Genomic DNA, 26,947 nt, shown 5'->3' with positions numbered 1-26,947 from the left:
TCCCTTAGCTTTAAATGAGACTGAGGAAATTCACCATGACCAATATCGTTGTCGTCGGCGGCGGGGCTGGCGGACTGGAGCTGGCGACCAGCCTGGGCCGCAAGCTGGGCAAGAAGAACAAGGCGCAGGTAACCCTGGTGGATCGCAATCGCACCCACCTGTGGAAACCCCTGTTGCACGAAGTGGCCACTGGCTCCATGGATGCGGGCATCGATGCCCTGAGCTACCAGTCCCATGCCAAGAACCACGGTTTTGACTTCCAGCTCGGCAGCCTGACCGCCATCAACCGTGATGAGAAGCGCATCGTGCTGGCCCCCATCCACGATGAGGACGGCAAGCTGGTGGTGCATGAGCGTGAAGTGCCTTACGACATCCTGGTCATGGCAATAGGTTCAGTGTCCAACGACTTCAATACCAAGGGGATCCGGGAGCACTGCATCTTCCTGGACAGCCCCTCCCAGGCACACCGCTTCCACGATCAGATGATGAACCGCTTCTTGCAGTTCGCGACGGAATACAAGGAAGGGGACAAGGTCAAGATTGCCATCGTCGGTGGCGGCGCCACCGGGGTCGAACTCTCCGCCGAGCTCTACAACGCGGTGGAGCAGCTCTATGCCTATGGCTTCAAGAACCTCACCACCGACAGCCTGAAGGTGAGCCTGGTCGAAGCGGGCCCGCGCATACTGCCTGCCCTGCCAGAGCGCATCAGCGGCGCAGCCCACCAGGAGCTGGCCAAGCTGGGGGTGGATGTGCGCACCGGCACCATGATCACCGAGGCAACGGCCGAGGGGCTGCACACCAAGGATGGCGAGCTTATCGAAGCTGATCTGATGGTGTGGGCCGCTGGCATCAAGGCGCCGGACTTCATGAAGGAGATAGCCGGGCTTGAGACCAACCGCATCAACCAGCTGGTAGTGCACCAGACCCTGCAGACCACCCGTGACGAGAACATCTTCGTCATCGGCGACTGTGCGGCCTGCCCGCAGCCCGATGGCAAGTTCGTGCCGCCTCGCGCCCAGTCTGCCCACCAGATGGCAACCCAGGCCTACAAGAACATCCTGGCCAAGCTGGCAGGTGGCGAGATGAAGCCTTATCTCTACCACGATCACGGCTCCCTGGTCTCCCTGAGCCGCTTCTCCACCGTCGGCAGCCTGATGGGCAACCTGATGCGCGGCTCCATGATGGTCGAGGGCTACATCGCCCGTCTGGTGTACATCTCCCTGTACCGGATGCACCAGGTCGCCCTGCACGGTTACATCAAGACCGGCCTCATCATGCTGGTGGGTCGCATCAACCGGGTGCTGAGACCGACCCTGAAGCTGCACTGAGTCATTGCACGTCGCCCATGGCAGTGGGCACGATTAAGAAAGGGAGAGGCCAGGCCTCTCCCTTTTTTTGTCTGTTGCTGGGGGCAGTCACCAGCAGGCTGAGGGGCAGACGCAGTCGCTGTGGTTTTATCCATATCCTTGTTGAGTCAATCTTGATGATCCGCGTGGCGCTTCGCACAACCTGTGCTGACCTCGTTGAGTTTGAGTGAAGCCAATGAGCATGTCATGCGGCATATAAAATAATATTTTTATGGTAAATCAAGATCTTGTTCTATTTTGGCCCGTTCATTACTTGCCCATGGGAAGCGGTGAGGGGTGTCGTTTTGATACCGGCCTGTTACTCTGGGGACTCAGCGCACGGTGCGCGATCACCACGACAAGGAGATCCCATGATCCTCTCAACCACCCCCACCCTGGAAGGTAAAGCCATTCGCGAGTATCGCGGCATCGTGGTCGGCGAGGCCATCCTCGGCGCCAATGTGTTCAAGGATTTGTTTGCCGGTATTCGCGACATCATAGGCGGACGTTCCGGCGCCTATGAGAAAGAGCTGGCCCGGGCCCGGGAGATTGCCTTCGATGAGCTCAAAGAGCGCGCTCAGGCGCTGGGCGCGAACGCCGTGGTCGGCATCGATCTCGATTATGAAGTGGTCGGTCAGAACGGCAGCATGTTGATGGTGAGCGTCAGCGGCACTGCCGTGGTGATCTGATGGGCCCCCTTTTTCCTCCCAGACTCAAGCGCGGGGAGTGCATCGGCTTCTTTTCGCCCTCCAGCGCGGCAACCGCCTGGGCACCGAACCGCTTCGCCCGGGCCAGAGAGTATCTTGAGGGGCAGGGTTTTGTGCTCAAGGCGGGCAGCCTGACGGGTCAGCAGGAGAGTTGGCGATCCGGCTCCATCGCGGCGCGGGCCGATGAGCTCAATGCCCTCATTCGCGACCCGCAGGTGCGCGCAATCATGTCGGTGATCGGCGGCAGCAACTCAAACTCCCTGCTGCCCCATCTCGATTACGAGGCGCTGCGCCGGGATCCCAAGATAATCATCGGCTACTCGGATGTGACGGCGCTGTTGCTGGGCATTCAGGCCAAGACGGGGCTGGTCACCTTCTACGGTCCCGCCCTGGTCGCCTCCTTCGGGGAGTGGCCACCCCTGGTCGATGAGACGTTGGCTGCCTTCCTTGGGATCTGCGTTGGCGAGGCTTGTCCCTTGCCATATCTCCTGCCAACCCCAACCCACTGGACCGACGAGCGGCTCGATTGGGAAAGCCAGAGCCGCGCCAAGCTGCGGCAGGAGAATCGACTCATCAGCCTTGGCACGGGCCGGGTGCGGGGTCGATTGATTGGCGGCAATCTCAATACCATGGCAGGCATCTGGGGCTCCCCCTATATGCCTGCAATCGAGCAGGGGGACATCTTGTTGCTCGAAGACAGCCTCAAATCCGCCGAGACGGTGGAGCGCAGTTTCGCCCACCTCAAGCTGTGCGGCGTCTTCAGCCGGATTGGCGCCCTGCTGCTTGGCAAACACGAGGGCTTCAACGATCAGGGCAGCGGCAAGGGCCCCCTCGATATCCTGCTGGAGGTGATTGGCGAGCCGAGCTTCCCCATATTGGCTGAGTTTGATTGTGCCCATACCCACCCCATGTTGACCCTGCCCCTGGGGATCCAGGCCGAGCTGGATCTTGACCGCCAGCAGTTGCGACTGCTTGAGCCTTGGTGCTCTTGAGCGCGCTTGACCCCATGAATAGGTGAGAAAGAGGCCGCCTGGGGCGGCCTCTTGTCTGATGCATCTCGCCTGGCCCGGTATCAAGGAGCACGGCGAGAGGGGCCCTTGGCAACGGCGCTGGCCGTCAGGGCAGGCTGTCCGGGCGGAAGCTCTCGCGGATCTGCGGCACCAGGGGCGCGGCCTTGAACCCCTTCTCTTCCCCCAATACCGGATGGAGCAGCGGCTTGTCGGCCAGCGGCGTGAGATCCCCGGCCAGCAGGGCCCGGGTCTCCTGGCCCATCTGATAGAGCTGGCGCACGGCGCCAAACTGGCGTTCGAGTTCGATGCTGCCATCATCCCGGGTGAAGGCCATCATGGGGATCTGGTAGCCGGCATCCCGGGGGGCTTGCTTGCCATGAATGCCCTCGCTGGCCGACATCAGGAAGGGCTGATGATCGCCAAAGGCGAGCACCAGATAGCGCTTGTCACTGCCATCGAGCACCTTGAGCAGGTATTCGAGGGAAGCCATGGCATCGACCACCCCCGTGTAGTAGGTATTGAGCAGCTGCCGCTGGGCCGGATCCATGTCCGGGCAGGCCTTGTCGAGTTCCTGGGCCTGATAGCGGGCCGCATCGAAGGGGCCATGGCCCTGCATGGTGACCGCATAGGCAAACAGGGGCTGGCTGTCTTGTTCGCTGCGCCTTAGCAGGTGATCGATGAGGGCATGGTCCGAGACATAGAGTCCCTTGTGCTCCAGGCTGGTGAAACGATCGATAAACCAGCGCTCCTCATAGCCAAGGGCAGGAATGGCCTTCTCCCGCCCCCAGAATTTCTCGGTATAGGGGTGGGCGAACAGGGTGCGATAACCGCTCGCCTTGGCGGTCTGGGCCAGGCCCGGCACCCGGTCACGCAAGTAGTAGTAAGGCACTATGCCCTGCTTGAGCAGGCCGACCGGCAAACCGGTATTCATCTCGAACTCCGCCAGCACCGTCATGCCCCCCGTGGTGGGGGAGTGAATGGTTTTTTGCCACTGCTGCACGCTGGCGGGCAGGTTGAGGGTGGGGGCGGGGGCACAGATGTTGGCCTTCCAGTTGAGCCAGAGGGATTCGTATTGCAGCACGATCACCAGATCCCAGCGTGGCGCCGTCTGGTTTGGCAGCTGGCTCAGCTGCGGGGTGAGATCATTGGCCTGCAACGGATAACGGAAGATATTGCCGCTTTGCAGCATCTCGTTGACCAGGTTGAACAGGTAGAGGCCGGGGCCTGAGCGGATGATGTCTCTGTGATAATTGACCGCCCTGTCCACGTAGCGGATGTTGGCACCGAGCAGCAGATTGCCCGCCTGGGTCGCGAACACGCACAGGGCGAAGAAGGCGACGGTGGCGGCTAGGGCGCGCAGCACCCAGCGGGACAGGGCGAAATACCAGCAGAGCCCGATCAGCGCCAGGCCTGTCAGCCAGGGCAGCACGGGATGCTGTTCGGTGAGGATCCGCGCCAGGGCCAGCAGATTGCCGAGATCGTCCCCGCCAAGGGGCACGCCGTAGATGGCAATCTTCATGAAATTGGCGAGCAGACCCACGGCGCATAACAGGGTGAATATCAGCCCCATGTAGAGATTGAAACCGGCAAGGGCGCACAGCCCCCAGCCCAGCACCATGCTGCCCCATGCCAGGTAGTAGTGCTCGGGTCGAAAGCCGGACCAGAGCAGGAACTCACCGACCCTGAACACCACGAAGCCATGGAGCAACACGAAGGTGAGGTTGCCGAGCAGCAGGCAGCCGAGCAGGCGCCACCAGAGGTTCTGGCGCAGCAAGGGCAGGCAGATGCGCAAGATTGCGGCGCAGATCAGCAAGGCCAGCCCAAGGCTTATCAACAGGTAGCTGAGATTGAAGCCCTGCTCCGGCAGGGGCTGCAAGATCTGGCGAAACTCGCCGCTCTCCTCCCGGTCTGCCAGCAGCAGACCGACCCTCAGCTGATAGTGGTTAGACAGTGCATCGTCCGGCGCCCTGAGCGTGCTGTTGATGTCGAGGGTACAGCCTTGCTTGCCACACTTTTGTCTCTTGTCGGCCCGCTGGCGCAGCTGGTCGATACGCTGCCCCTGCTCGCCGAGCAGCTCGACCAGTACCCGATCGCTGGCTTGCAACGGCTTTCTCAGTTGCCACTGGCTGTGCACCACCAGATAGAGACCGCGATTGTCACTCTTGTAGAGCAGGGAGTGGCGCACCAGGGTGGCGACCGGGTTGTCGGCCGGGCCCAGTATCAGCGGCGTGGCCGGGCTCAGCAGGTTGGCCGGGCCTAGCTTTGGCAGCAGCAGGGTAAACAGCAGCAGCACAAACAGCAGTGCCAGGGTCAGGGCTGGCAGCAGAGAAACCCGTAGGGAATGGCGGCCGGGGTGAGAGAGAGACATAAGGGCTCATCCTTTGAGCGTTGCGAGGCAGACTTGGCTTGTTTTAATTTTGACCCGATGGTGCTGGGCTTGTTCCAGCTTGTCAATTTAATGACAGATAAATGAATTGATGCTGAAGCCTGGATGGCGCTTGTGTGATCGGGGTCCGCTGGCGGTGGCTCTTTCTGTGATGAAAGCGGCATCATCAGATGAAGGGGCTGGCGGGCCAAGCACAGAGCTGTTTACTCTCTCAATAACGATGGGGGAGGCTGCAATGAATCCTAAGGTTGTTGGACGCCAGGCGAGATTGCTGCAGATGTTGCAGTGTGATGAAGAGATCCAGATCGGCCGTGAGCGCGATTGCCCTCTGACCCTCGCGCAGTTGCAAAGCCTGCACGAGGGGCACCCCGCCGTGCTCGAGGTGTATCACAGTGGCCTCACCGCCCAGGTGTTCCACCTCAAGGTCGAGGGGCATCACTGGTGCCTCAAGCGGCGCCTTCCCGAGTCGCGAGTGGCCAACATCGATGGCCAGACCGCCTTTCTCACCGAGCTGGAGCGCAGGCGGGAGATAGAGGCCCTGCGCGAACAACACCCCACCCTCTTGCCCCATGTGGTCTGCACCAGCTTTGGATCGGCCCAGGCCGGCATACTGCTCTCCCCCTGGTTGCGTGGCGACCCTGTACAGCGCCTCAATGAGCGCAATCTGGCCCAGATGCTGGCGGTACAGGGGGAGCTGGCGCGCTGGGGATGGTTTGACTGGGATCCGAGCCCGGGCAACCTGCTCGATGATGGCCAGCAGATCAGCGTGTTCGATTTTGGCTACATGTGGCCCTTCGACCCCCGCTTCGAGTTCAACTCCAATGGCCTGTGCGATCCGGCGTTTCATGTGGTGGAGAGGCTCGAGACCCGCACCCTGTCGGGACTCTGGCTCGGGGTTGCCAATCCGTTGCCGCAATTTGCCTACTGGCGCGGCCTCACCTTGGCCTGGGCCGAGCAGGAGCTGGCTCGCCTTGGCCGGGAGGGGGCCTGCGAGCCCGTGCTCGCGCGGCTGGTGGGCCTCGAGCAGGAGTGGCGCACCGCCCTGGCAAGCGAGGAGGGGCTGGCGGCCAACTGGCTCAAGGACATGTACCGCAGCCATTGGCTGGATGTGCAAGACGACCTCAGTGGCCAGAGCTGTACCCCGCTCACCCTCAAGCGCCTCGACTGGCTGGAGCATGCCCTGGGCCACTGTTATGAGGAGCTGCTTGCCGGGGGCACCCAGATCAACCAGAGCCAGGGTGAGCTGCTCGCCCTGCTGGCGAGCCAGCGCGAGCAGGCCAAGAGCTGGCAGCTCCCCCCTGAGCGGGTGTGAGTCACAGCGTGACACCGCCCCTCTGAGGCGCTGGCCACAAACAACAAGGGCGCCTGATGGCGCCCTTGTTGTCGTCAAGCCCGGCTGGCTCAGTCGAGCAGCTCCTGGTGCAGGCGATTCACTATCTGGTTAGCCTCGCCTTCGTTGACCAGGAAGCAGAGGTTATGGGCGCTGGCGCCATAACAGATCATGCGGATGTTGTGATCGCGCATGGCGTCGAACACCCGGCTGCCGACCCCGGTTGCCTCGCTCATCCGGTTGCCGATGAGGGCCACCAGCGCGAGCCCCGTCTCTACCTTCACCTTGCACAGCTGACCCAGCTCGGCCAGTACCTTGTCGCCGAGCACGGGCTCACCGTTGCTCTGGCTGCCGGTGTGATCCAGGGTCAGCGACACGCTCACCTCAGAGGTGGTGATGAGATCCACCGAGATGCGGTGACGGGCGAGTATGCCGAACACCTCGGCCAGGAAGCCGTAGGCGTGGAACATGTTGAGGCTGTGCAGGGTGACCAGCACCTGCTGGCGGCGCAGGGCCACGGCGCGAAACAGCGGGCTGCTCTGGGTGCTGGCGCGGATCCAGGTGCCACCGGCCTGGGGATCCTTGCTGGAGCCGACAAACACCGGGATATCGCAGCGCACGGCGGGTTGCAGGGTGGAGGGGTGCAGCACCTTGGCGCCGAAGGTCGCCATCTCGGCCGCCTCTGAAAAACTGATTTCGGGAATGGGGCGAGCGCGGGTCACCAGACGTGGATCCGTGGTGTAGATACCGGGAACATCGGTCCAGATCTCGATGGCGGCGGCGTCCAGGGCCTCGGTAAAGAGGGCGGCGCTGTAGTCCGAGCCACCCCGGCCCAGGGTGGTGGTGCGGCCATCGCCGTCGGCGCCGATAAAGCCCTGGGTGATGACGAGGGTGTCGCCGAGCAGAGGGGCCAGCGCTTGCTGGCACAGGGCGCGGCTGGCATTCAGATCCACGCTCGCCTTGCCAAAGCGGCTGTCGGTGCGCAGCAGTTGGCGCGCATCCTGCCACTGGGCCTTGACGCCGCGCTGGCACAATAGCTCGGTAAAGAGGCGGGTGGACATGAGTTCGCCACAGGCGATGAGGCGATCGGCCAGCTCGGCATCGGTGTGCTGGGTGGCTTGCAGCGCCATCTTGCGAATGTCGCCGAGCAGGCCATGGATGATGGCAGAGGCTTCGCTCGGCTGGCCGAGGTCTTGCAATATGCTCTGCTGGATATCGGCCAATTTGCCGAGTTGCGCCTCGCGCTCCCCTTCATCGAGCTCGCCCTGGGCCAGGGCGACCAGCAGGTTGGTCACGCCGGAGCTGGCGCTCAGCACCACCAGACGGGTTGCCGGGTTGGCCAGCACTATGTTGGCACAGTTGTTCATGGCGGCGGCATTGGCGACGCTGGTTCCGCCAAACTTGGCGACATTGAAAGGGTTCATTGCATGCTCCTGTCTAAATATCAAAAATCCGGATCCGTGGGGGAAATAGACAGGGGAGGGCAGAAAATGGCAGGAATAGCGAAGGATCCCGGCCAGAAGCGCTCCACCTGTAGAACCCATCCAGTACCCGACCAGAGTCTGGCGCGGGTATTGGATGAACACTACCGATGACAACCCGGGGGATTCAGCCCCCGTAGCCGACGATGAGAAGACCAGTCTCCTGCACCATCTCGGCGCTGCTCCCCCTCAATCGGCATCACTGGACGCTGGTGTCCTGCTCCGATCTACCTGGGCAACGCTCCTCTTCTGGCTCCATCCGCTGGGGATGGAGTGCAATTAGAAATAACCCGCGTTGGATTGCACTGTCAATCGAGTTTCGAAAAAAGTTCAATCTCCCATCGAAGACAGCACAAAATCAACAGCTTAAAAAATAGTCTTCGACAAAACCTTGGAGCGGCGCTGCCAGTTGTAGAGCCGCTGACGCTCCACCGGCAGGGCCTCGACCTCCAGGGGCTCGAAACCGCGCTCCCGGAACCAGTGGATGGAGCGGGTGGTCAGCACGAACAGCTGGCGTATGCCGAGCCGCTTGGCCCGCTCAGCCACCTTGGCGACCAGCTGATCCCCCCGGTTGGAGTTGCGATACTCGGGATGGATGGCGACGCAGGCCATCTCGGCCATGGCCTCTTCCATGAAGCAGTAGAGGGCGGCGCAGCCGATGATGAGGCCGTCACGCTCTATGATGGTGAACTTGTCGATCTCCATCTCCAGCTGCTCCCGGGAGCGGCGCACCAGGATCCCGTCCTCTTCCAGCGGGCGTATGAGATCCAGGATGCCGCCAATGTCCTCTATGGTGGCGGCGCGGGCCTGCTCGGCGCTCTCGCGCACTATCTGGGTGCCCAGCCCCTCGCGGCTGAACAGCTCCTGCAGCATGGCGCCATCTTCCTGGTAGCTGACCAGATGAGAGCGGGGCACACCGCCGCGACAAGAGGCGATGGCCGCTCTCAGGTAGCGAGCCGTGCCGGACATCTCCTCACCCGCCTGCTCCAGCTCAATCAGGTACTCTTCCGCCTGCTCGGGGAAGAGCTCGGAGACGGCCTGACCATGACGGTCCATGACCCCCTGGCTTGAGCTGAAACAGATCAGCTTGTCGGCCTTGAGATCCACGGCGATGCGGCGGGCCACCTCTTCGGAGGTGAGATTGAAGCTCTCGCCGGTGACCGAGCAGCCGATGGGGGAGATGAGCACCAGGTTCTGCTGATCGAGTTGGCGAACGATCCCCTCGACGTCGATGCGGCGCACCCGGCCACTGTGGTAGTAGTCGACCCCGTCATCGACTCCCAGGGGCTGGGCGGTGACGAAGTTGCCACTCACCACGCTGATCCGGGCGCCCTGCATGGGGGTATTGGCCAAGCCCATGGAGAGCTTGGCGGTGATGTCGAATTGCATACCGCCACTGACCTGCTTGATGAGGGCGAAGCTCTGATCGTCGGTGACTCTGATCCGCTTGTGGTACTGGGCGTCTATGTTGGCGCGGGCCAGGGCTTCATCATTCTGGGGGCGGGCGCCGAACACCAGCACGAGGCGGATCCCGAGGGTCTGCAACAGGGCGATGTCACTGACAATATTGGCAAAGTTGGGATGAGCGACCGACTCGCCCCCCATCATGAGCACAAAGGTGGCGCCCCTGTGTACGTTGACATAGGGGGTGGACTGCCGAAAGGCATGGACCAGGCTGGGTTCACGTTCACGCACTCGAGATACATCCATAAAAAACAGCAATGGGCCCAATATATGAAAATAAATTCACAAATCAAGACTAAATATTGATTTTGTGCGATTTATTGCCGATGGGGAGGCAGGGCTGGTCTACCTGAGGGAGATGACAGGGGCAGGATGGGCGCCAAGGAGAGTGGCCCCCGGGAGGCGAGGGCGGTTGATCCAAACGGGCAAACTCCTTATCTTCACAGCTCTTGCCGATGTCAGGGACCGGCGGCGTGCCAGCGGCGCGAGCCTGCCTCGCTATTTAAGGATGAACAGATGGAACAGATGTTGTCAGCCGACCAGGCCCTGCCGGGTCGCGATGAAGCCATGGTGATTGGTCAGGTGCACGCGGTCAACGGTCACCCGACCCAGGGTCCCTGGCCCGAGGGCCTGGCCCGGGCCTGGTTTGGCATGGGTTGCTTCTGGGGAGTCGAGCGCCTGTTCTGGCAGCAGCCAGGCATCTATTCGAGCACGGCTGGCTATCAGGGCGGGCATACCCCCAATCCGACCTATAAAGAGGTGTGCAGCGGTCAGACCGGGCACGCCGAGACGGTGCAACTGGTGTTCGATCCGGCGCAGATAAGCTACCAGGATCTGCTGCGCCTGTTCTGGGAGCATCATGATCCGGCCCAGGGCATGCGCCAGGGCGGGGACGTGGGCAGCCAGTACAGATCCGTCATCTTCTATGCCGATGAGCAGCAAAAAGCGCTGGCCGAGGCGAGCCTGTCCGCCTATCAGGAGGCCATGGTGGCGAGCGGTGATACACGCACCATCACCACCCAGATAGTGCCGTTTGCGCCCTACTACTACGCCGAGGATTATCATCAGCAATATCTGCATAAAAATCCGGAAGGTTATTGCGGCCTCGGTGGCATCGGCGTCTGCCTGCCCCCCAGTCTGGCCCGTTAATGCCAGGAACGTTTCCTTTCGGAGCTTGTTATCAGGGGTTGCAAAAAAGTTGAAATAAAGTGGAACAAAAAAGGAACTTGCGGCCACAGGAGTAGACTAACTAGATAGCAGCCAAGGATGGCCGCGATGCCAGACACATGATGAGCCTCCCAACCATGATAGCAAGCGGGGCCGCCCTCCAGGGGGCGGCCCTTCTCATTTCCGCTTATCAATCAAAACATTGCGAGCCACTTGCCGGGTCAGTTTCCAAGATCAGAGCGCGTGAGGGAGCCAGAGTCCTCCTTTCATTTGACACCCCTTGCGGGTCGGGGTCAGTTGATGGCGCTGTCGAACAGGTTCTTGATAAGGTCAATAAATTCGTTCAAAAAAGCAAGTTGCGGCTCGGTCGGGGCCTGCAGCCAGACGGCGGAGAGCACCTCTTCCAGATCGGCGACCACCGCATCGGCCTCCTGCATCATCACGAAACGCAAGGTGGCATCGAGTTGGGGGTTTTGCTCGCACAGGGTCATCAGACTGCTGGCGACTCGCTCGCTGACCAGATCTTCTATGGTCAGGCTCCCTGGCCCCTGTTGGTGGCCCTCGAACAGGCTGAGCCGTTCAACCAGATATTCAATCAGTGCTATGTAGCCATCACTCTCAACCACCATGGGGTCTCTACCTCATCGAAAAAATCAGGGCGTATTCTAGTGGCCAGGCTCAGCTTGGCAAGCTCATCCGTGTAAGTTCAAGTGCAGGCGGTGACGGGTGAAGCTGACACCGCCCCGGCTTACCTGCTCCAATCCGTCCAGCTCAAAGCCATGGCGCAGGAACAGCGGGTAGCTGAACAGGCTCGCTTCGGTGTCGATGCACGTCAGGCCCAGGGCCCTGGCCTCTTGCAGCAGGCGGCGAATGAGCAAACTGGCCAGTCCCCGTCTGCGCAGCTCCGGCGCCACATAGAGCAGGCCGAGATGGCCATCCGGGCTCAGGGTGATAAAGCCCTGCAAGGTGTCGCCCTGCTCCAGTACCCAACCGAGATGAGCCTGCAACTGGTCGGCAAAGCCGGGATGCTGGCCCCCCCGGGCCCACTGCTCGACCTGCTCCGGGCTGTAATGCTCGGGGCCAAGTTCGCGCACAGTGCGCTCGAACAGGTCTGCGAGGCGCGGGATGTGGGCGGCGCACAGTGGCACGCAGCGCAAGGTATCACGCTCTTGGCTGCCTGATGATGGTTGCGATATCGTCATGATTTCACCGCCTGCGGTCGTTTGGCCTTGGGCAAACCCGCCACCACCCGCTCATAGGAGTGCAGGATCCAGCCCTGCCAGAGCGCGGCGTCCAGACTCTCGCTCAGGGTCACCGTATTCCAGTGCTGCTTGTTCATGTGCCAGCCGGGTTTCACTTCGGGGTGGATCTCGCGCAGCAAGAGCGCCAGCTCAGGCTCGCACTTGAGGTTGATGGTCAGCGGCTCGGCCTGCCAGTTGACCAGGGCGAACATCTTGCCGGCGATGCGATAGACCAGGAACTCCGGGCCGAAGGGGGTATCCTCCTGGGCGCCGGGCAGGCTGAGCAGAAATTCACGCAAAAGAGAGAGGGTCATGCGGGGCTCCGTGCTGGTCCGATGATGAGTGACAGCATATTCAGCGGGGCGCCCCTTCTGTTAATATGCTCGCCGAGTATATCCCTCAACCCCCCGGGAGCCCATAAGATGTTGTACCACAAGACCTTTGAGCTTGGCCCCGATCGGGATTGGGTGGTGTTCGTGCACGGCGCCGGTGGCAGCTCCAACATCTGGTTCAAGCAACTGCGCGCCTATCGGGAGCACTTCAACGTGCTGCTGCTGGATTTGCGCGGCCACGGCCAATCCCACCAGTTGCAGCAAGTGGTCAAGGGGCACTACAGCTTTCGGGCCGTGACCGAGGACATCCAGCGCCTGCTCGATCACCTGCGCATTCCCCGCGCCCATTTTGTCGGCATTTCCCTTGGCACCATCCTCATTCGCCACCTGGCCGAGCTCTGCCCCGAGCGGGTCAAGAGCATGGTGCTCGGCGGCGCCATACTGCGCCTCGACATCCGCTCCAGGGTGCTGGTGCAGCTCGGCCGGGTCGGCCAGCATATTCTGCCCTACATGTGGCTCTACCGGTTGTTCGCCTTCATCATCATGCCGCGCCAGCACCATCAGGAGTCCCGCAACCTGTTCGTGCGCGAGGCCCGGAAATTGTGCCAGAAGGAGTTCAAACGCTGGTTCCGCCTCGCCGCCGAGGTGAACCCCTTGATGCGCTACTTCAAGGAGCGCGCCCTGCCGATCCCGACCCTCTATGTGATGGGGCAGGAGGATCACATGTTCCTCTCCCCGGTGCGCGAGCAGGTGGCCCGCGACCCCTACAGCCAGCTCGCCATCATCGAGAACTGCGGCCATGTCTGCAATGTTGAGCAGCCGGAGCACTTTAATCGGCAGTCGTTGGCGTTTATATCCAGCCAGACGGTCGCGGCATAGGTGGTTGAGTTGAGCGAGGTGAAGCAAAACAGCGAATTGCCTCGTTGTTACAGAGTTCGATAGCGACCATCGACAAAAATATAATCGACCCGAGAATTATCTCGAGACTGGAGAGGTTCGAACGTTCCATCCACGATCATCCGAATACGCTCCGCTATTCTAACCTACGCCAGATATATAATTTCAAACGCCATCCTTTATTAATGCTGTTTTATATTCATCGAATAGATTCTTAAATTCCCTTGCGGATTCAGGTTTGCTGAACATATATACTTCATTTAAACCAGATTTAGATTTCAGATGTAGCTCACCATAACGAACAATAGGGATTTGATAGTTGTCAGTAAAACGCTTGTCTCTGCTTCCATCTTTATTAGATTTTGCCCATGCATGATCGATAACCTTTGAATCTAAAGGTACCTTTTCACTCTCGATGAAATTAACATATGAGAAGTCAATGGTTACGTGTTGTATGTCAATTAGGGCAATATCATTATTGCTTTCCATAAATATAAATTGTGGATAGATATGTAAGTCGTCACCATTTGCATTTCCGAAGTTAAGCGCCTGGTAGTCACAGAGTATTTTTGAACTATCCGATAGCTTTAGCCTCACTTCCTTTCTCTCTATAACATTGTCTGCTGCCGTCCTTTCAACAACTCGGTCAATCCTTCTAGAGGTTGTAATATCCCATGCTTTATCTATAGATATCAAGTTATTGAAGTGATGGCTCAGTGAGCCAAATATGCTTTCAAGCTTATCTGATATTTGTATTTCAAGTCCCAGTTGGTGCTTTTTAATTTCACTATCTAACTCTGCTGACTTATCTCTTAGGGTGAGCAAGGCAGATTTTTTAGATGATATATTTTTCTTAAAGAAAAATTTTGCCGGGAACCAATTTATCCATGCTAGACTGGATTCAGTATCTTTAATATTTATATTTATCATATAAGCATTTTCTTGTAATTTTCTTCTGCTCTGTTCTATGTCATGTAACATATTTTTCAAATCAATCAGGTTTTGAGAAGATAACTTACCTACCACTTTGCTCTTAAAGTAAATTTTATCTAAGTCAATCATATGTACTCACATGGTAAATATTAACAATGGAGGTCTGAGAATACTGCGTCAGGCTGTTGTTATATGAATAATTCACTTCACGGTAGGTTCGATTAGCGAAGCGTAATCGGACTTTCGCGGATTTTTTTGGTCTTGTAAGTCGATGATAAAAATCATATGTAACAAGGCAACAAAGGGTCCAGCTGGAGATGGTATCAATCACCTATCAGCCTGTTGAGTGAAAAATCACCAAAAGCATGGGGTTTGAATGATTCTTTGAAGCCGATCAGATTTTTATGGTGCTCAATACCCCGTCATTTCCAGATAGCCCAGTCCTTTGGCATCGCCCCCCACAGTCACTGCTCCTTCCCAATAGTCGAAGCGGCCGGTCATGGCCTGATTGGGCTGGCGCGCCTTAATAACGAGATTCAAATCGGCGGCCTTAAGTTGCCACTCGATGGGGTAGGGCTGGCCCTTGGGTCCACGCCAGGTTTTGCCGGGGGTGAGGACAATGGATTCCGGGGCGAGCAGCCGGCTGCTGCCGTCCCGTTCGATCAAGATGCCGTAGCGGTTCTCGGGCTGGTTTTCGGGATTGGCGCGGCCCGCTTTGGTGCGCAGGCGAAACAGCATCAGCTCGCGACCATCGTTTAATTGCAGGGAGAACCAGTCCCAGCCCGATTGCCATTGGGCCAGTACCGAGCTGCTCCACTCGTGATCGAACCAGCCTTGCCCCGTCACGGAGCGCGCCTCCCCGTCGAGGGTCAAAGTGCCGGTCAGCGCCAGTCTGGGGTAGGAGTAGTAGAGGGAGGCGTTGCCCGAGCTCTTTTCGCTGTAGCCCCCCTTGCCTTGCAGTACCGCGGGTTTAAGGGCGTTTACTCGCAGCTTCAGCTGACCAATCTTGCTATCGACCCTGAGGGTTGCCGGAAAGAGATCAGCCCCTCGGGTTGTTGCCTGGGATTTCAGTGACCACTCCCTGAGCCAATACTCCCCCTTGCTGGCCCCCGCCAGCCCCGGCCCCTGGCGACTGCTGCGCTCATCTTGCCGATGGCGGCCAGCGGCCAGATCCGTGATGGCAAACTGCGCGAGCCAGAGTTGGGGGCTGAGCCAGGGATTGCCGCTGGCCCCCTCGCTGTTGGTGGATATGCCCTGGCCAGCTACGCCGTGGCGAAACAGCGTCCATTGCAGGCCATAGTCACGCCCCTGTTCATCCTTGAGGTTGCCGGTGAGATACCACCACTCGGATCTGTAGTCTGGGTGGGCCCCGTGATCCCGGGGCAGTTGCACGCTCTCCCCCGGTTTGACCTTTCGCGCGCCATCCTCTTGTGCGCCGAGCACCTCCCTTAACGGATCGGCCCGGGCGAGGCTTGGGGCCAATAATGCCAGCCAGAGCGCCATCACCACTGAGCCAAGCTGCTTGTTGGTCGGTGTGACGAGCCTTGCCAGCGGATGAGCATGGCGGGTCTTGCACAGTTGGCTCTCCTTGCCACCGGCGATGAGTCGGCCAGTGCCGTGGGGCTGGTTCATATGGCTTTCCTTGCTACCGGCGATGAGTCGGCCAGTGCCGAGGGGCTGATTCATATGGCCTTCCTTGCCGCCCGCGATGAGTCGGCCAGTGCCGAGGGGCTGGTTCATATGGCCTTCCTTGCCACCGGCGATGAGTCGGCCAGTGTCGAGGAGCTGATTTATGGGGCTCCCCTTGCCGTTTTCGAGGGGCTGGTTCATATGGCCTTCCTTGCCACCGGCGATGAGTCGGCCAGTGTCGAGGGGTTGATTCATGGGGCTCCCCTTGCCGTTTGCGAGTGTGATGGGTAGGGGCTGATTCATATGGCCTTCCTTGCCGCCAGCCAGGCGGCCAGGGCCGAGGTGAGCGGCGCCAACAGCAGGGCTGTGGCGGCGTGCAGGGGGGCGGGTTCAAACACCAGGGTCCAGCCAAAGGCGCGGGGGTTGACCATCTCAATCAAGATCCAGGCCAGGCCATAACCCACCGGCAGGGCCAGCAGGGCGGTGAGCAGACCAAGGCCCGCCCCTTGCAAGATGAGCAAGCGGCGGCAGCGGGCAGCGGTGAAGCCCAGGCTTTGCAGGGTGCGAAACTCCGGGGCCCGCGCCAGCCCCAGCACCATGAGCGACGAAGCGATGCCAATAAAGGCGATGCCGAGGATCAACAGTTTGAGCAGCTCGGTCACCGCAAAGGTCTGCTCGAACACCTTGAGGGCGGCCGTGCGAATGGCGGGGGCGAACACTTGGCTGGCACTGGGCTCAAGGGCCCGCAGCCGCTGACTCAGGGCCTCAGGGGTGGCAGTGAACAGCGCCAGGGAGTGCGCCGCGCCCGCCTCGAACTCATGGAGCAACTGGCCCTTGTCACTGCTGTAGTCGCGATAGATGCCGCTTATCTGTACCTCTCTGGGCCCGCTTGATGTCTCAACGGAGAGCCTCTCCCCGACCGTCGCGGCAAAGTGGTTGGTGAAGGGCTCGCTGGCCAGCACCTGATCGTTCCCCGTGGGCCAGTGACCGGCCAGCAGGGGATAGGCGCGACGCATGGGAGGGATCAGGTCCATCTGTACCCACTCTATCGCGTGCTCGCCGACGCGAGCCAAGGTGGTGCTGCGCCGGGATAGCTGTGTCAGCTCGGGCAGGGCTTGAATGGTGGCCAGTTCATCTGCGGCAAACCAGCCCCGCTCACCGGGGCCGCGGGCGGGGGGGCTGACATAGAGATCCGCCACCAGCCGCTGGCCGAGCCAGAGCTCCACGCTGGTGCGAAAGCTCGACACCATGACCCCGATGCCGATAGCGGCGGCGATGGCCAGTTGCAGGGCCATCAGGGCGATGGCGGTGCGGTTCAGGTGATAGCGGGTCTCGGCCAAGGCCAGACGCAGGGAGAGGGGCCAGGAGTGGGAGCCCTGGTTGGCGAAGCGGCTGAGGAGCCCAAGCAGCCAGCGCAGTCCCTCGGGCAGCCAGAGGGCCATGGCCAGCAACCAGGCCGCCGCCATCAACAGCGCGCCGATAAGACCGGTTGCTGGCCAGACGGCGCAGAGCCCGCACAGCAGCAATAACCCAGAGGCCGCCGTGCGGCGCCAGCGGGTGCGGCCAGGGGGTTGCGGGGGGCTGTCTCGCAAGGTCAGCGGCGGTTGGCGCAGCAGCTGCCACCAGCCGGGGAGGGCGGCGAGCAGGGCGCCCCCCATGCCGATAGCGGCGGCCTTGAGGGGCACCCAGGGCGAGAGGCGCAGCAGCTCGATGGGGTTGGGGCCATAGAGGCTGGCCAGGCTCTGGGAGACCTGGCCCATCAACGCCTCGGCCAGCACCATGCCCAGCAATATGCCAAGGCCGGTGCCGACCGAGGCGATGAGCAACAGCTCCAGGGCGAGCAGGCGCAGCAGCCGATAGGGCGTCGCCCCCAGCATCAGCAACTGGGCCAGTTGCGGGCGGCGCACGCTCTGCACGAAGCTCATGGCGTTGAACACCAGGAAGAGCCCCACCGCCATGGCGAGCAGGGAGAGGGCGCTGAGATTGAGGCCAAGGGCATCGCCGAGCTGACTGGCGTCCAGGACCGGGCTGATGGGCACCAGCCAGAGCGGGGCGGGCAACAACCCCTGCACGGCGGCGACCTGGGGGGCCGTCAATTTGAACAAGATGGCGTCGAGTCGCCCGCGCTTGCCGGTCAGCTCCTGGGCGATGCCGATGTCGGTGATGATCAGCTGCTCCATGGGCAGGGCGCCGGGTGAAAAGGTACCGGCCAGGGTGAGGCGCAGTGGCGCCGCCCCCTGGTTGAAGCGGTGAAAAGCGCGCGTCTCGCCGACTCGCCAGCCCAGTCGCTCGGCCTCACTGTTGGCCAGCCAGACGCCCTTTTGCACCAGGGCCTTCTCCCCTGGGCGCAGCGAGAGGCCGGGCAGTGCTTGAGCCGCATCCTGGGAGAAGAGGGAGCGCAAGGGGCCCGGGTTGAACAAGTCCATGCCGAGCAGTTGCAGGCTGCGTCCCTGCTCATCCTTGAGCCAGTCGCGGGTCTGGGGCATGGCCTCGAGTCCGGGCAGACTGCGCACCAGTTTGACGTAGAGGGCCTCATCGAGCAGGGCGCCGGGCGGGGCAGAGAGCCGGTAGTTGGCCTCCCCCGCGAGCTGGCTGCGGGCGGCGAGGAAATTGCTGCGTGCACTCTGGTTGAGCAGGTCGATGGCCACCACCAGGGCGCTACCGAGCAGCAGCCCGCACAGGCTCATCAGCAATAGCCAGGGATGACGGCGGTAAAGCCTCAGCAAGGAGAGAAAGATCAGCATGGGGAGGCAGGTTGAGGTGGATGGCGCTCGACGGGTTGCAAGCGGCCCGCACTCAGCCGCAACACGCGATCGGCCAGGGCGGCGTAGGCGGGGTTGTGGCTCACCAGCAGCAAACCGGTGCCGCGTTCGCGCACCGCAGCGACCATGAGCGCCATCATCTGATCGGCGTTCTCCTCATCCAGGCTGCCGGTGGGTTCGTCGGCCAGGAGCCAAGCAGGATGGTGGATCAGTGCCCGCCCCAGCGCCACCCGTTGTCGCTGGCCGCCGGAGAGTTGCTCGGGCCAGGCGTGGCGTTTTGCGCCAAGGCCGAGCTCGTCGAGCAGCTGCGTCAGCGCCGCCTCATCCTGGGGCTGACCGTTGATCTCCCTGGGCAGTCGCAGGTTCTCGGCCACGGTCAGGGTCGCCAGCAAGTTGAAATCCTGATAGACGATGCCAAATTCGCGGCCCCGCAGCTGCGCCAGTGCGTGGGAAGACAACAGATCGAGCCGGGTATCGCCGAGCCAGATCTCGCCGCTGTCGGGGGCGATAAGACCGGCAATCAGGTTGAGCAGGGTCGATTTGCCGCAGCCACTCTGGCCGAGCAGCAGGCAGATCTCCCCCGGCATCAGGCAAAAATCCACCCCCTGCAGCAGGGGCTGCCTTGTGCCGTCCCCCTCGAACCCTTTGTGGAGTTTGACAACCTTTAACAGACTGACCTCCTTGATCCTGTTCTTGTGGATCTGGTTGAGCCTTGGCATGTTACTCTCCCTGAGCCCGCCGACTGACTCGGCGGCGCGTTATCCGAGTCTGGGGCCACTATAGGCCAAGGGGGAGGCGCTCGTCTTGGGCGAGGCGTGATCCGGGCAGCAAAACGGAGCGGGATCCTGTCTGGATCCTGTCTGGCAGAGCTGGGTAGAATAGGGCATCGTGGCTTAGAGGATGGCAAGGATGTTACACAAGCAGGTCAATTTTATCGTCGATGGCAAGGGCAACAAACAAGCGGCTGTGGTGCCCATCGACATCTATAACGAGCTGATGACACTGCAAAAAGCCCTGGCAGAGACCAAGCCGGGCGAGCGGGAAATTTATCACTTCAGCGGCAAGGGGGCAGAGGCCCACGGTTACCCGGTCGGCAAGCGGCAAAATCCGGGCTTCATGGTGTTGGCGGGCTCCACTGCCAATGGGGTGGACGCGGCCTCCCTGCGCGAGGCGGTGATCGAACTGCGTGAAGAGTTGCTCGCCAAGGGCGTGCTTGAGCCGAAGGAGCAGGGCTTCCTCTTCACCCAGGATCAACTGTTCAATAGCCCGAGTCTCGCGGCCAGCCTGGTGGCGGGCAATAACCGCAGCGGCCTGGATGCCTGGCACAACAGCAGCGGCCATACCCTGAAACAGTCAGGTTTCGGAAAAAAATAGCCAGGATGCCGGGCTTTTCTGGAGCCTGGCCAATTGCTTTTCCCACGGCTCAACGAGGTGCGTGTTTTCGGGCAGCAATACTGAAAAGCTTGATATGGATACAATTTATTTTTGTATCGGCTGCTAGCATCAAGGCCAGACAGTTCTCAACGGAAGAGCAGTTATGTCTGGTTTTATACGCCTCATGGCCCTGCTTGGGCTCAGTCTGTTTTCCTGCGCCAGCGTCGCCAACAGTGGCGGCATTCCCCTGACCGACAGCGGTGTTGGCTGGTTTGCCGTGGCCATCTTCGTCTTTGCCTATGCCCTGGTGATGGCCGAAGAGTACCTGCAACTGCGCAAATCCAAACCTGTGTTGATCGCGGCCGGTATCATCTGGATATTGATAGGCATCGTCTACGCCGAGCAGGGGCTCAGTACCCTGGTCCACGACGGGTTTCGCCACAATTTGCTGGAATATGCCGAGCTGATGCTCTTCCTGCTGGTGGCCATGACCTACATCAACGCCATGGAGGACCGGCTGCTGTTCGATGCCCTGCGTGCCTGGTTGGTGCGATCGGGCTTCGGGCTGCGCACCCTGTTCTGGCTCACCGGTGGCTTGGCCTTTTTCATTTCGCCGATGGCAGACAACATGACCACGGCGCTGTTGATGTGCGCCGTGGTCCTCAAAGTGGCCAATGGCGATCGCCGCTTCGTCAATCTGGCCTGCATCAACATAGTGGTGGCGGCCAATGCGGGCGGGGCCTTCAGCCCCTTTGGCGATATCACCACCCTGATGGTGTGGCAGGCTGGCAAGGTGCAATTCGGCCAGTTCTTGTTGCTCTTTATTCCCTCTTTGCTCAACTTCCTGGTGCCCGCCCTGCTGATGAGCCTCATGGTGCCGCGCCATGCCCCCAATGCCCTCCGTGAGGTGGTGGAGCTCAAGCGGGGAGCCCGCACCATAGTGCTGCTCTTTATCCTGACCATAGTGACCGCCGTCCTCTGCTATCACTTCCTGCTGCTGCCCCCTGTGCTGGGCATGATGATGGGGCTGGGTTATCTGCAATTTTTCGGTTTCTACCTGCGCAAGACGCTGCCAGGCTCCCTGGCGCGTAAGCGCGCCCTCTACGAGCGCACCGGCGATCATGAACGCTTGCGGCGTCTGGGATCGGTCGTGCCGTTCGATGTATTCAACAAGATAGCGAAAGCCGAATGGGACACCTTGCTGTTCTTCTACGGGGTGGTGATGTGTGTCGGCGGGCTCGGCTTCATGGGCTATCTGGAGCTGGTCTCCCACTTCCTCTACGAGGGCGGACAGCAGACCTGGGCCAACATCGCCATCGGGCTGCTCTCTTCCATGGTCGACAACATCCCCGTGATGTTTGCCGTGCTGTCGATGGATCCGAATATGCCCCTGGGGCAGTGGCTGCTGGTGACCCTGACGGCGGGAGTGGGGGGGAGTCTGCTCTCCATCGGATCGGCCGCCGGGGTGGCGCTGATGGGGCAGGCTCACGGCATGTATACCTTCTTTGGCCACCTCAAATGGCTGCCTGTCATCCTGCTTGGCTATCTGGCGAGCATAGGTGCTCACCTGTGGCTCAATAGCGCCCTGTTTTGATATGCTCGTCCCCAGGAAAGGCGCTCATCAGGAGCGCTGCGTCATCGCCTGATAAAGCCGAGGGAACAAGCAGATGGGACAGTTATTCGAGGCGCTTTCACCGCGTCATTGTGCCTTTATCGAGGCGCAGAAGATCTTTTTTGTCGGCACGGCGGCAGAGGAGGGCACCGTCAATCTCTCGCCCAAGGGGGGTGACTCTGTGCGGGTCATTGATGGCAACACCCTGGCCTGGCTCAATCTGACCGGCAGTGGCAACGAGTCGGCGGCCCATGTGTTGCAGAACCCGCGCATGACGGTGATGTTCTGCGCCTTCGAGGGGGCGCCCATGATACTGCGGGCCTATGGCCAGGCACGGGTACTGCATCGTGGCGATCTGGACTGGGACGAGGCGATGGCGCTGTTTCCCCCCAGCGTGGCGGCTCGGCAGATCTTCTTGCTCGACATCGATAGCGTGCAGTCCTCTTGCGGCATGTCGGTGCCGCTGTATGACTATCAGGCTGACAGGGTGGACTTGGCCAACTGGTCGACGCGTCAGGGCGAGGAGGGGATCCAGGCATACTGGCGCAAGAAGAACCAGCAGAGCCTGGATGGCTTTGAGAGCGAGATAGTGGCCCGCAGCGGCCTGGCGGCGGTGCAAGACCCCGAGCAATAAGTCAGCGCGCTCCCCGCGCCAACCCGCGCTGTCACCGTGAAAACCCGGTGACAGGAGCACGAAAAAGCCCTGTCTGAACAGACAGGGCTTTTTCGTGGGAGAGACAAGCCTCAGCTTGTGGCGGGACGTCTGCCGGCCAGCAACCAGTAGCAGAGGGTCGCCCCCAGGCCACAGCCGGCGATGGCGATGGCCATGGGCAGGGGAGATTGCGGCGGGTTGAGGTTGACCAGGATGCCAACCAGGGCGCCGACCCCGAATCTCAGGGTGCCCGCCAGGGCAGAGGCGGTACCCGCCGCCTGGTGAAAGTGGCCGAGCAGGCCCGTCATGGCATTGGCTCCCACCAGACTGATGTGGCCGACAAACAGCACTATGGGGATGACGATGCCCCAGAGGCCGCCGCTCTCACTCCAGGCGTTATAGACCAGCAGGAGGCCGGCCAGGGGCAGCACCGTCAGACCGTATTGCAGCATGCGCTCCGAACCCACCCCCTTCACCAGTCGGCTGTTGGCAAAGGTCACCAGCATCATCAGCAAGATATTGAGGCCGAACAGCCAGCCATAGTGCTGGGTCGGCACATGGAAATATTCGATATAGACATAAGGGGATCCACTCAAAAAGGCGAACATACCCGAGCTGGAGAGGGCGCCGCACAGCACATAGCCCATGGCGCGGCGGTGGCTCAGCACGCCCCAGTAGTTACGCAAGATCTGACCCAGACGCAGGGGTTGGCGCAGCTCGGGCTTGAGGGTCTCCTGGATCTTCCACTGCATCACCACGCAGATCAGCAAGCTGATGGCGACCAGCAGCCAGAAGATGAGGCGCCAGCTGGCATGGGCACCGATATAGCCGCCAATGATGGGGGCCACCAGGGGGGCGAGGGTCATCACCAGGATCACAAAAGACATGGCGCGGGAGAAGGCATCTTTCTCGAACATGTCACGGAGCAGGGCATTGACCACCACAGAGCCCGCCGCCCCTCCCGCGGCTTGCACCATGCGCCAGGCCAGCAGTTCGGGCAGGGAGTCCGCCATGGCGCAACCGACCGAGGCGATGGAGAACATCACCAGACCCGCCAGTATCACCGGCTTGCGGCCAAAGCTGTCGGCCAGCGGGCCATAGAACAGCTGGCCGATGGCAAAACCGCCGAGGAAGGCGCTGATGGTGAGTTGGGCGCCATCAATGCTGGTGGCCAAGTCCTGAGCGATGTTGGGGATGGCGGGCAGATACATGTCCACCGACAGCGGGGTGAGACCGGCGAGGGCACCGAGCAGGATAAACAGGAAGCGTGGCGAGAGGGGCGTCTGTGGCATAGAGAGTCCGGGGTTGGGATGACGGCGTGACAAAGGGGTGAGTCTAGCAGCTTTGCCCGGGCAGCGGCCACATCCAGACCGGATATGGCCGCCCATTGAGTGTTGGCACATCGGTTGTGGCTTAGCCCCCCTCGGAGATGGGGCGGGCATGCACCAGGGCGCGGTAGCTCAGGTAAAGCCAGAGCAGCCAGGCCAGCAAGGAGACGCCATAGCCAGCTAGCTCCGGCCAGCGCGGTGCGAGGCGCAGGGTCAGGCGGTGATGACCCGCCGGCACCCAGACCTGGATCAGCCCCTGGTGATTGGCGCTCACGGCCAGGGGGAGACTGTCATCGAGCCAGGCTTGCCAGCCGGGATAGTCATACTGGTGCAGCAGCAGCCGGGCCGGGGCCTTGGCCGTCACCTCAAGTTCGAGGTGGCGCGCCTGCCAGTGCCTGACTTGCCACTGGACATCGGCTTGCTGCGTGACGATGGGGGGCTGGAACTCCTCCTTCCAGGCGAGCCTTGTGGGGGTGAACTCCCCCTTGGGCACCTGGCTGGGCCTGTACTCCCGGGCGCTGCGCTTGCTGTCGAATTCGGCGTCCAGCACCGCCTTGTCGGGGGCCTGGGTGAGGGGGGCATGCTTCACATAGGCCAGGGAGGAGACCAGCGTCAGGAGCAACAACCCCCACCAGCCATAACGCCAGAGGCCTTGCGCCGGTGTCGCCAATGCCACCACGGCCAGGGTGGCCAGGGTCAGGATCAGATTGCAGCGCCAGGGAAATTGCACCTGTTGCAGGGGGGGCAGCAGCCACCACAGGGGTTGGCTCACCGGCAGCATCATCAGGAAGGCCAGCACCCCCACCACGCCCCAGCACTGCAGGCTGGTTCGCCTGGGATCGGCCGCCCCGGCCCAGGCAAGCAGCAGCAGCCCCAGGGTCAGGATGGTCAGCCAGGCCAGCTGGCCGCGAAAATACCAGTCATGCCATCCGCTGGGTAATCGGTCGAGGAAGTTGCGGCGAAAATCGAAAATGCCACCGCGCATCAGCTCCATGGAGATGGCACCTTGATCGAGCAATGCAGGAAACAGCAACATGGCCGCCATCCCCATGCCCAGCATCTGGGCGGACAGGGATTGCCAAAGAGCGCCAAGCGCCGCTGTCTGGCGGGCGTGCAACAACCCCAGCAGGGTGACGAGCCCCAGAGTCAACAGCAGACTGGGCAGGTGGGAGAGCGCCAGCAACGCCACGGCCAGGGCCAGCAAGGTGGGGCCCATGGGCCTGTTGCGGCAGATGAGCTCCTGGCCCAGCAAGGCAAGGGGGGCCCAGACGAAGGCCCAAAACTCGGCGAGGGCGAAGCGGGCATAGAGATCGATGGCCAGGTGATAGGGCAGGGCGAGATAGAGCAGACTCACGGCCAGGGCCCGTCCGCAAGAGGTCAGACGGCACAGCCAGAGATAGGCGAAGAGTCCGGAGAGAAACAGCGCCAGGGTCGCGCTGGCCAGCAGGGGATAGATGGCCCTGTGGGGCGCAAGATCGGGGCCCGCAAAGAGTGCGCTGACATAGTAGGGCAGCGGCGGATAGAAGAAGAAGGTCGGGCTACCAAAACCGCCATTCATGGCCATCAACCAGCGAGGGTAGAGTTCACCCTGCCAGAGCTGCGCCGCAAAATAGTGACCGGAGAGCAGGTGATGGAAGAGATCATGACCCTGGCTGCCCCCCTGCCACCAGAGAGGCATCAGCAGGGCGCCCGTCGCCATGAGCAGGGTGAGGGGAACCAGGCAGAGGCGGTATGTCATCCAGCATGATCTCGGTAGTGGGGGATGCGGGCTGAGTGTAGTCGAGCTCTGTCTGAGACAGATCCTCTGGATCGCTTCAAGAGGGGGGGATACCGAGCCAGAGCCCGGGCTCAGCCCGAAAACGCGGCGCGAACCAGAGGGGCGTGAGAGGGGGATTGCGGGTGGTCAGCTCGGACAGGGGACGACGGCTGAGCCGACAGGCACCCTCGGCCAGGGCCAGACGAGCATCCCCCTCATACCAGGCATCCGTGATGGCCAGGGAGCTCTGTTCCCGCAGCAGTCGTACCCCCCATTGGGTGACGAGGGCCGGACAGCGCTGCTCGGCCAGCTGTTTCGCCGCATACAGGGCCGCAGGTCGCGCCGGGGTCAGGGTAGTGCAGAGCAGCCAGAGGCCGAGCAGACAGAGCAGCAGGGGGAAGGGGGTGCCAAGATGGCCGGGAGAGGAGCGCCCTGAGGCAAGGCGGCGCCCCCATCCTGCCCCCGTCTTGCCGGGCGTGACCAAGGCGCCTGCGGCCAGCAGCAGGCTGAGCAGCAACAGGGGGGCCAGATGGCGGGGGTTATCCGGATTTTGGCCAAACAGCGTCCAGAGCAGCAGGGCAAGCCAACTCAGGCCATAGCGGCTGGCCAGTGCCCGCCCGCTCGCCGCCACCATGTTGCGCAGACCTAAGCCGATGAGGGGCAAGGCCAGCGGCCAGAGCGGGCTGAACTGGGTATTGAGCGTCTGAGCCCAGCTCAGCAGGCGATCCCCATGGGCCACCGCCGTGTTGCCCCACAGGGTGAAATGACCGCTGGTGAAGCGGCGCCCCTCGCTGAAATAGGCCCAGCCATCCCCCTGCCAGACAAAGGCCAGGCAGAGCAGCCCCACCAGCAGGATGGGCAGCAGCAAGAACCGGATGCGCCCTCCTTGCCAGCCGAGCAGCCCTGGCAGCAGGGCCAACACAAAGTACGAGGGGCGAAGGCCCAGCATGATGCCGACAAGCAACCCGGCCAGCATGAGTCTGCGCGCGCTCAAGGGAGAGTGGCCGCTTGGCGTCAAGGCGAGCAGGGCGCCGAGCCAGGCGGCCAGTGCGGGGCCATCGGACAAACCTGCCAGCCCCAGGGCGGGCACCAGCGGCAGACCCAGGCCAAGCAACCAGAGGGGAGCGAGCAAGGTGGGAGCCTGCCAGCGACGCACCACCAGCCAGGCGAGCAGGGGCGGGATAGGCGCCGTGCCCAGCAGGCTGGCATAGTGCACGGCGGCAATGGGGTCTGCCAGCCCCAAATTGAGCAGTCGGGCCAGCCAGATGAAGACGGGGTAGCCCGGAAAGTGGGGGGAGAACTCCAGCACGCTGAAACGCGTCACCCCGTGGGCAAAGTTCAGCGCATCGTCGGAATCGAGAGCCACCGGGAAGGAAAATAGCCAGCCGAGCCAAGCCAGTTGTAGCAAGGCAAGCAGCCAAATGGTGGTGGTGCAGGGGGAAGCCCAACGCCGAGACGCTATCGTCCCCCTCATCCCCAGCCCTTCTCCCGCAAGGGGAGAAGGGGGCAAACCGGCGTTCGGGGGCATCTATCGGCAGGC

At 61.5% G+C, this 26,947-nt stretch carries 22 protein-coding genes and 1 riboswitch; of the genes, 9 read left to right on the top strand and 13 right to left on the bottom strand.

The window, feature by feature from the left end; translation table 11 throughout:
* Window positions 1–35: 35 nt before the first annotated feature.
* From KYK33_RS11810 to KYK33_RS11800, 3 genes are all read left to right on the top strand, one after another.
* Complete coding sequence (locus KYK33_RS11810) at window positions 36–1,328, top strand: NAD(P)/FAD-dependent oxidoreductase (RefSeq protein WP_224430639.1); 1,293 nt, start codon at window positions 36–38, stop codon at window positions 1,326–1,328.
* 389 nt (window positions 1,329–1,717) lie between these two features.
* On the top strand, window positions 1,718–2,035 hold the full coding sequence (locus KYK33_RS11805; RefSeq protein WP_224430638.1) for a heavy metal-binding domain-containing protein: 318 nt from the start codon (window positions 1,718–1,720) through the stop codon (window positions 2,033–2,035).
* Complete coding sequence (locus tag KYK33_RS11800; protein ID WP_224430637.1) at window positions 2,035–3,045, top strand: S66 family peptidase; 1,011 nt, start codon at window positions 2,035–2,037, stop codon at window positions 3,043–3,045. Before KYK33_RS11805 ends, KYK33_RS11800 begins: the two co-directional genes overlap by 1 nt.
* Window positions 3,046–3,169: 124 nt before the next feature.
* On the opposite strand, the gene KYK33_RS11795 is transcribed toward KYK33_RS11800, so the two are convergent.
* Window positions 3,170–5,431 carry an LTA synthase family protein gene (locus KYK33_RS11795; protein WP_224430636.1) on the bottom strand — a complete coding sequence of 754 codons (2,262 nt, stop codon included), beginning with the start codon at window positions 5,429–5,431 and terminating at the stop codon, window positions 3,170–3,172.
* A gap of 253 nt (window positions 5,432–5,684) precedes the next feature.
* On the opposite strand from KYK33_RS11795, the gene KYK33_RS11790 reads away from it, so the two are divergent.
* A complete protein-coding gene (locus KYK33_RS11790) occupies window positions 5,685–6,761 on the top strand; it encodes a protein kinase family protein (RefSeq protein WP_224430635.1) in 1,077 nt (358 codons plus the stop codon).
* An 89-nt stretch (window positions 6,762–6,850) separates the two neighbouring features.
* On the opposite strand, the gene lysC is transcribed toward KYK33_RS11790, so the two are convergent.
* Together lysC and argA are read right to left on the bottom strand one after the other, a co-directional pair.
* The gene (lysC, locus tag KYK33_RS11785; protein ID WP_224430634.1) at window positions 6,851–8,203 is read right to left on the bottom strand and encodes a lysine-sensitive aspartokinase 3; all 1,353 of its coding nucleotides are present in this window, start codon (window positions 8,201–8,203) and stop codon (window positions 6,851–6,853) included.
* An 88-nt stretch (window positions 8,204–8,291) separates the two neighbouring features.
* Window positions 8,292–8,517, bottom strand: a riboswitch (Lysine riboswitch).
* A 109-nt stretch (window positions 8,518–8,626) separates the two neighbouring features.
* Complete coding sequence (gene argA / locus KYK33_RS11780) at window positions 8,627–9,955, bottom strand: amino-acid N-acetyltransferase (protein WP_042042178.1); 1,329 nt, start codon at window positions 9,953–9,955, stop codon at window positions 8,627–8,629.
* 285 nt (window positions 9,956–10,240) lie between these two features.
* Between argA and msrA the strand changes: the two genes are divergently transcribed.
* Window positions 10,241–10,873 carry a peptide-methionine (S)-S-oxide reductase MsrA gene (gene msrA / locus KYK33_RS11775; protein WP_224430633.1) on the top strand — a complete coding sequence of 211 codons (633 nt, stop codon included), beginning with the start codon at window positions 10,241–10,243 and terminating at the stop codon, window positions 10,871–10,873.
* A 311-nt stretch (window positions 10,874–11,184) separates the two neighbouring features.
* Here msrA and KYK33_RS11770 read toward each other — a convergent pair whose 3' ends face one another.
* The 3 genes from KYK33_RS11770 to KYK33_RS11760 form a co-directional block, all read right to left on the bottom strand.
* A complete protein-coding gene (locus tag KYK33_RS11770; protein ID WP_224430632.1) occupies window positions 11,185–11,520 on the bottom strand; it encodes a DUF3802 family protein in 336 nt (111 codons plus the stop codon).
* Between the two features lie 63 nt (window positions 11,521–11,583).
* Window positions 11,584–12,093, bottom strand: coding sequence for a GNAT family N-acetyltransferase (locus KYK33_RS11765; RefSeq protein WP_224430631.1), 510 nt, complete (start codon window positions 12,091–12,093; stop codon window positions 11,584–11,586).
* Window positions 12,090–12,446 carry an MmcQ/YjbR family DNA-binding protein gene (locus tag KYK33_RS11760; RefSeq protein WP_224430630.1) on the bottom strand — a complete coding sequence of 119 codons (357 nt, stop codon included), beginning with the start codon at window positions 12,444–12,446 and terminating at the stop codon, window positions 12,090–12,092. Before KYK33_RS11760 ends, KYK33_RS11765 begins: the two co-directional genes overlap by 4 nt.
* Before the next feature lie 108 nt (window positions 12,447–12,554).
* On the opposite strand from KYK33_RS11760, the gene KYK33_RS11755 reads away from it, so the two are divergent.
* Window positions 12,555–13,343, top strand: coding sequence for an alpha/beta fold hydrolase (locus KYK33_RS11755; protein ID WP_224430629.1), 789 nt, complete (start codon window positions 12,555–12,557; stop codon window positions 13,341–13,343).
* 183 nt (window positions 13,344–13,526) lie between these two features.
* Here the strand turns inward: KYK33_RS11755 and KYK33_RS11750 are convergent, their stop codons facing one another.
* The 4 genes from KYK33_RS11750 to KYK33_RS11735 form a co-directional block, all read right to left on the bottom strand.
* Complete coding sequence (locus KYK33_RS11750; protein WP_224430628.1) at window positions 13,527–14,423, bottom strand: hypothetical protein; 897 nt, start codon at window positions 14,421–14,423, stop codon at window positions 13,527–13,529.
* Between the two features lie 282 nt (window positions 14,424–14,705).
* Window positions 14,706–15,797 carry a lipocalin-like domain-containing protein gene (locus KYK33_RS11745; RefSeq protein ID WP_224433003.1) on the bottom strand — a complete coding sequence of 364 codons (1,092 nt, stop codon included), beginning with the start codon at window positions 15,795–15,797 and terminating at the stop codon, window positions 14,706–14,708.
* Window positions 15,798–16,222: 425 nt separating this feature from the next.
* Window positions 16,223–18,667, bottom strand: a complete 2,445-nt coding sequence (locus KYK33_RS11740; protein WP_224430627.1) for an ABC transporter permease — start codon at window positions 18,665–18,667, stop codon at window positions 16,223–16,225.
* The gene (locus KYK33_RS11735; RefSeq protein ID WP_396021397.1) at window positions 18,661–19,356 is read right to left on the bottom strand and encodes an ABC transporter ATP-binding protein; all 696 of its coding nucleotides are present in this window, start codon (window positions 19,354–19,356) and stop codon (window positions 18,661–18,663) included. Before KYK33_RS11735 ends, KYK33_RS11740 begins: the two co-directional genes overlap by 7 nt.
* 238 nt (window positions 19,357–19,594) lie before the next feature.
* On the opposite strand from KYK33_RS11735, the gene KYK33_RS11730 reads away from it, so the two are divergent.
* The 3 genes from KYK33_RS11730 to KYK33_RS11720 all read left to right on the top strand — a co-directional run bounded on the left by KYK33_RS11730 (window position 19,595) and on the right by KYK33_RS11720 (window position 22,305).
* Complete coding sequence (locus KYK33_RS11730; RefSeq protein WP_224430625.1) at window positions 19,595–20,059, top strand: DUF4357 domain-containing protein; 465 nt, start codon at window positions 19,595–19,597, stop codon at window positions 20,057–20,059.
* A gap of 163 nt (window positions 20,060–20,222) precedes the next feature.
* Window positions 20,223–21,653, top strand: a complete 1,431-nt coding sequence (nhaD, locus tag KYK33_RS11725) for a sodium:proton antiporter NhaD (protein ID WP_224430624.1) — start codon at window positions 20,223–20,225, stop codon at window positions 21,651–21,653.
* A 73-nt stretch (window positions 21,654–21,726) separates the two neighbouring features.
* Window positions 21,727–22,305 (top strand): pyridoxamine 5'-phosphate oxidase family protein, encoded by a 579-nt coding sequence (locus tag KYK33_RS11720; RefSeq protein WP_224430623.1) that lies wholly within the window; start codon window positions 21,727–21,729, stop codon window positions 22,303–22,305.
* A 110-nt stretch (window positions 22,306–22,415) separates the two neighbouring features.
* Here the strand turns inward: KYK33_RS11720 and KYK33_RS11715 are convergent, their stop codons facing one another.
* From KYK33_RS11715 to KYK33_RS11705, 3 genes are all read right to left on the bottom strand, one after another.
* Entirely contained in the window at window positions 22,416–23,615 is a 1,200-nt protein-coding gene (locus KYK33_RS11715; RefSeq protein WP_224430622.1) for a Bcr/CflA family multidrug efflux MFS transporter, read from the bottom strand.
* 121 nt (window positions 23,616–23,736) lie between these two features.
* Complete coding sequence (locus KYK33_RS11710; RefSeq protein WP_224430621.1) at window positions 23,737–25,389, bottom strand: hypothetical protein; 1,653 nt, start codon at window positions 25,387–25,389, stop codon at window positions 23,737–23,739.
* Between the two features lie 76 nt (window positions 25,390–25,465).
* Entirely contained in the window at window positions 25,466–26,824 is a 1,359-nt protein-coding gene (locus KYK33_RS11705; RefSeq protein ID WP_224433002.1) for a hypothetical protein, read from the bottom strand.
* Between the last annotated feature and the right edge of the window lie 123 nt (window positions 26,825–26,947).

Source organism: Aeromonas rivuli, from assembly GCF_020149575.1.
In the GTDB taxonomy this organism is placed as follows: Bacteria; Pseudomonadota; Gammaproteobacteria; order Enterobacterales; family Aeromonadaceae; genus Aeromonas; species Aeromonas rivuli.
Note: the sequence above shows the minus strand (reverse complement) of the source record. Positions and strands in the feature narration are given on the sequence as shown.

What these genes read in the sequence shown, in the direction of transcription:
- KYK33_RS11800 (WP_224430637.1), top strand. Translation starts at nt 2,035, where the DNA reads ATGGGCCCCCTTTTTCCTCCCAGACTCAAGCGCGGGGAGTGCATCGGC.
- KYK33_RS11760 (WP_224430630.1), bottom strand. Translation starts at nt 12,446, where the DNA reads ATGACCCTCTCTCTTTTGCGTGAATTTCTGCTCAGCCTGCCCGGCGCC.
- msrA (WP_224430633.1), top strand. Translation starts at nt 10,241, where the DNA reads ATGGAACAGATGTTGTCAGCCGACCAGGCCCTGCCGGGTCGCGATGAA.
- KYK33_RS11765 (WP_224430631.1), bottom strand. Translation starts at nt 12,093, where the DNA reads ATGACGATATCGCAACCATCATCAGGCAGCCAAGAGCGTGATACCTTG.
- KYK33_RS11810 (WP_224430639.1), top strand. Translation starts at nt 36, where the DNA reads ATGACCAATATCGTTGTCGTCGGCGGCGGGGCTGGCGGACTGGAGCTG.
- KYK33_RS11750 (WP_224430628.1), bottom strand. Translation starts at nt 14,423, where the DNA reads ATGATTGACTTAGATAAAATTTACTTTAAGAGCAAAGTGGTAGGTAAG.
- KYK33_RS11755 (WP_224430629.1), top strand. Translation starts at nt 12,555, where the DNA reads ATGTTGTACCACAAGACCTTTGAGCTTGGCCCCGATCGGGATTGGGTG.
- KYK33_RS11790 (WP_224430635.1), top strand. Translation starts at nt 5,685, where the DNA reads ATGAATCCTAAGGTTGTTGGACGCCAGGCGAGATTGCTGCAGATGTTG.
- KYK33_RS11740 (WP_224430627.1), bottom strand. Translation starts at nt 18,667, where the DNA reads ATGCTGATCTTTCTCTCCTTGCTGAGGCTTTACCGCCGTCATCCCTGG.
- KYK33_RS11730 (WP_224430625.1), top strand. Translation starts at nt 19,595, where the DNA reads ATGTTACACAAGCAGGTCAATTTTATCGTCGATGGCAAGGGCAACAAA.
- KYK33_RS11770 (WP_224430632.1), bottom strand. Translation starts at nt 11,520, where the DNA reads ATGGTGGTTGAGAGTGATGGCTACATAGCACTGATTGAATATCTGGTT.
- KYK33_RS11805 (WP_224430638.1), top strand. Translation starts at nt 1,718, where the DNA reads ATGATCCTCTCAACCACCCCCACCCTGGAAGGTAAAGCCATTCGCGAG.
- lysC (WP_224430634.1), bottom strand. Translation starts at nt 8,203, where the DNA reads ATGAACCCTTTCAATGTCGCCAAGTTTGGCGGAACCAGCGTCGCCAAT.
- KYK33_RS11710 (WP_224430621.1), bottom strand. Translation starts at nt 25,389, where the DNA reads ATGACATACCGCCTCTGCCTGGTTCCCCTCACCCTGCTCATGGCGACG.
- KYK33_RS11795 (WP_224430636.1), bottom strand. Translation starts at nt 5,431, where the DNA reads ATGTCTCTCTCTCACCCCGGCCGCCATTCCCTACGGGTTTCTCTGCTG.
- KYK33_RS11745 (WP_224433003.1), bottom strand. Translation starts at nt 15,797, where the DNA reads ATGGCGCTCTGGCTGGCATTATTGGCCCCAAGCCTCGCCCGGGCCGAT.
- KYK33_RS11720 (WP_224430623.1), top strand. Translation starts at nt 21,727, where the DNA reads ATGGGACAGTTATTCGAGGCGCTTTCACCGCGTCATTGTGCCTTTATC.
- nhaD (WP_224430624.1), top strand. Translation starts at nt 20,223, where the DNA reads ATGTCTGGTTTTATACGCCTCATGGCCCTGCTTGGGCTCAGTCTGTTT.
- KYK33_RS11715 (WP_224430622.1), bottom strand. Translation starts at nt 23,615, where the DNA reads ATGCCACAGACGCCCCTCTCGCCACGCTTCCTGTTTATCCTGCTCGGT.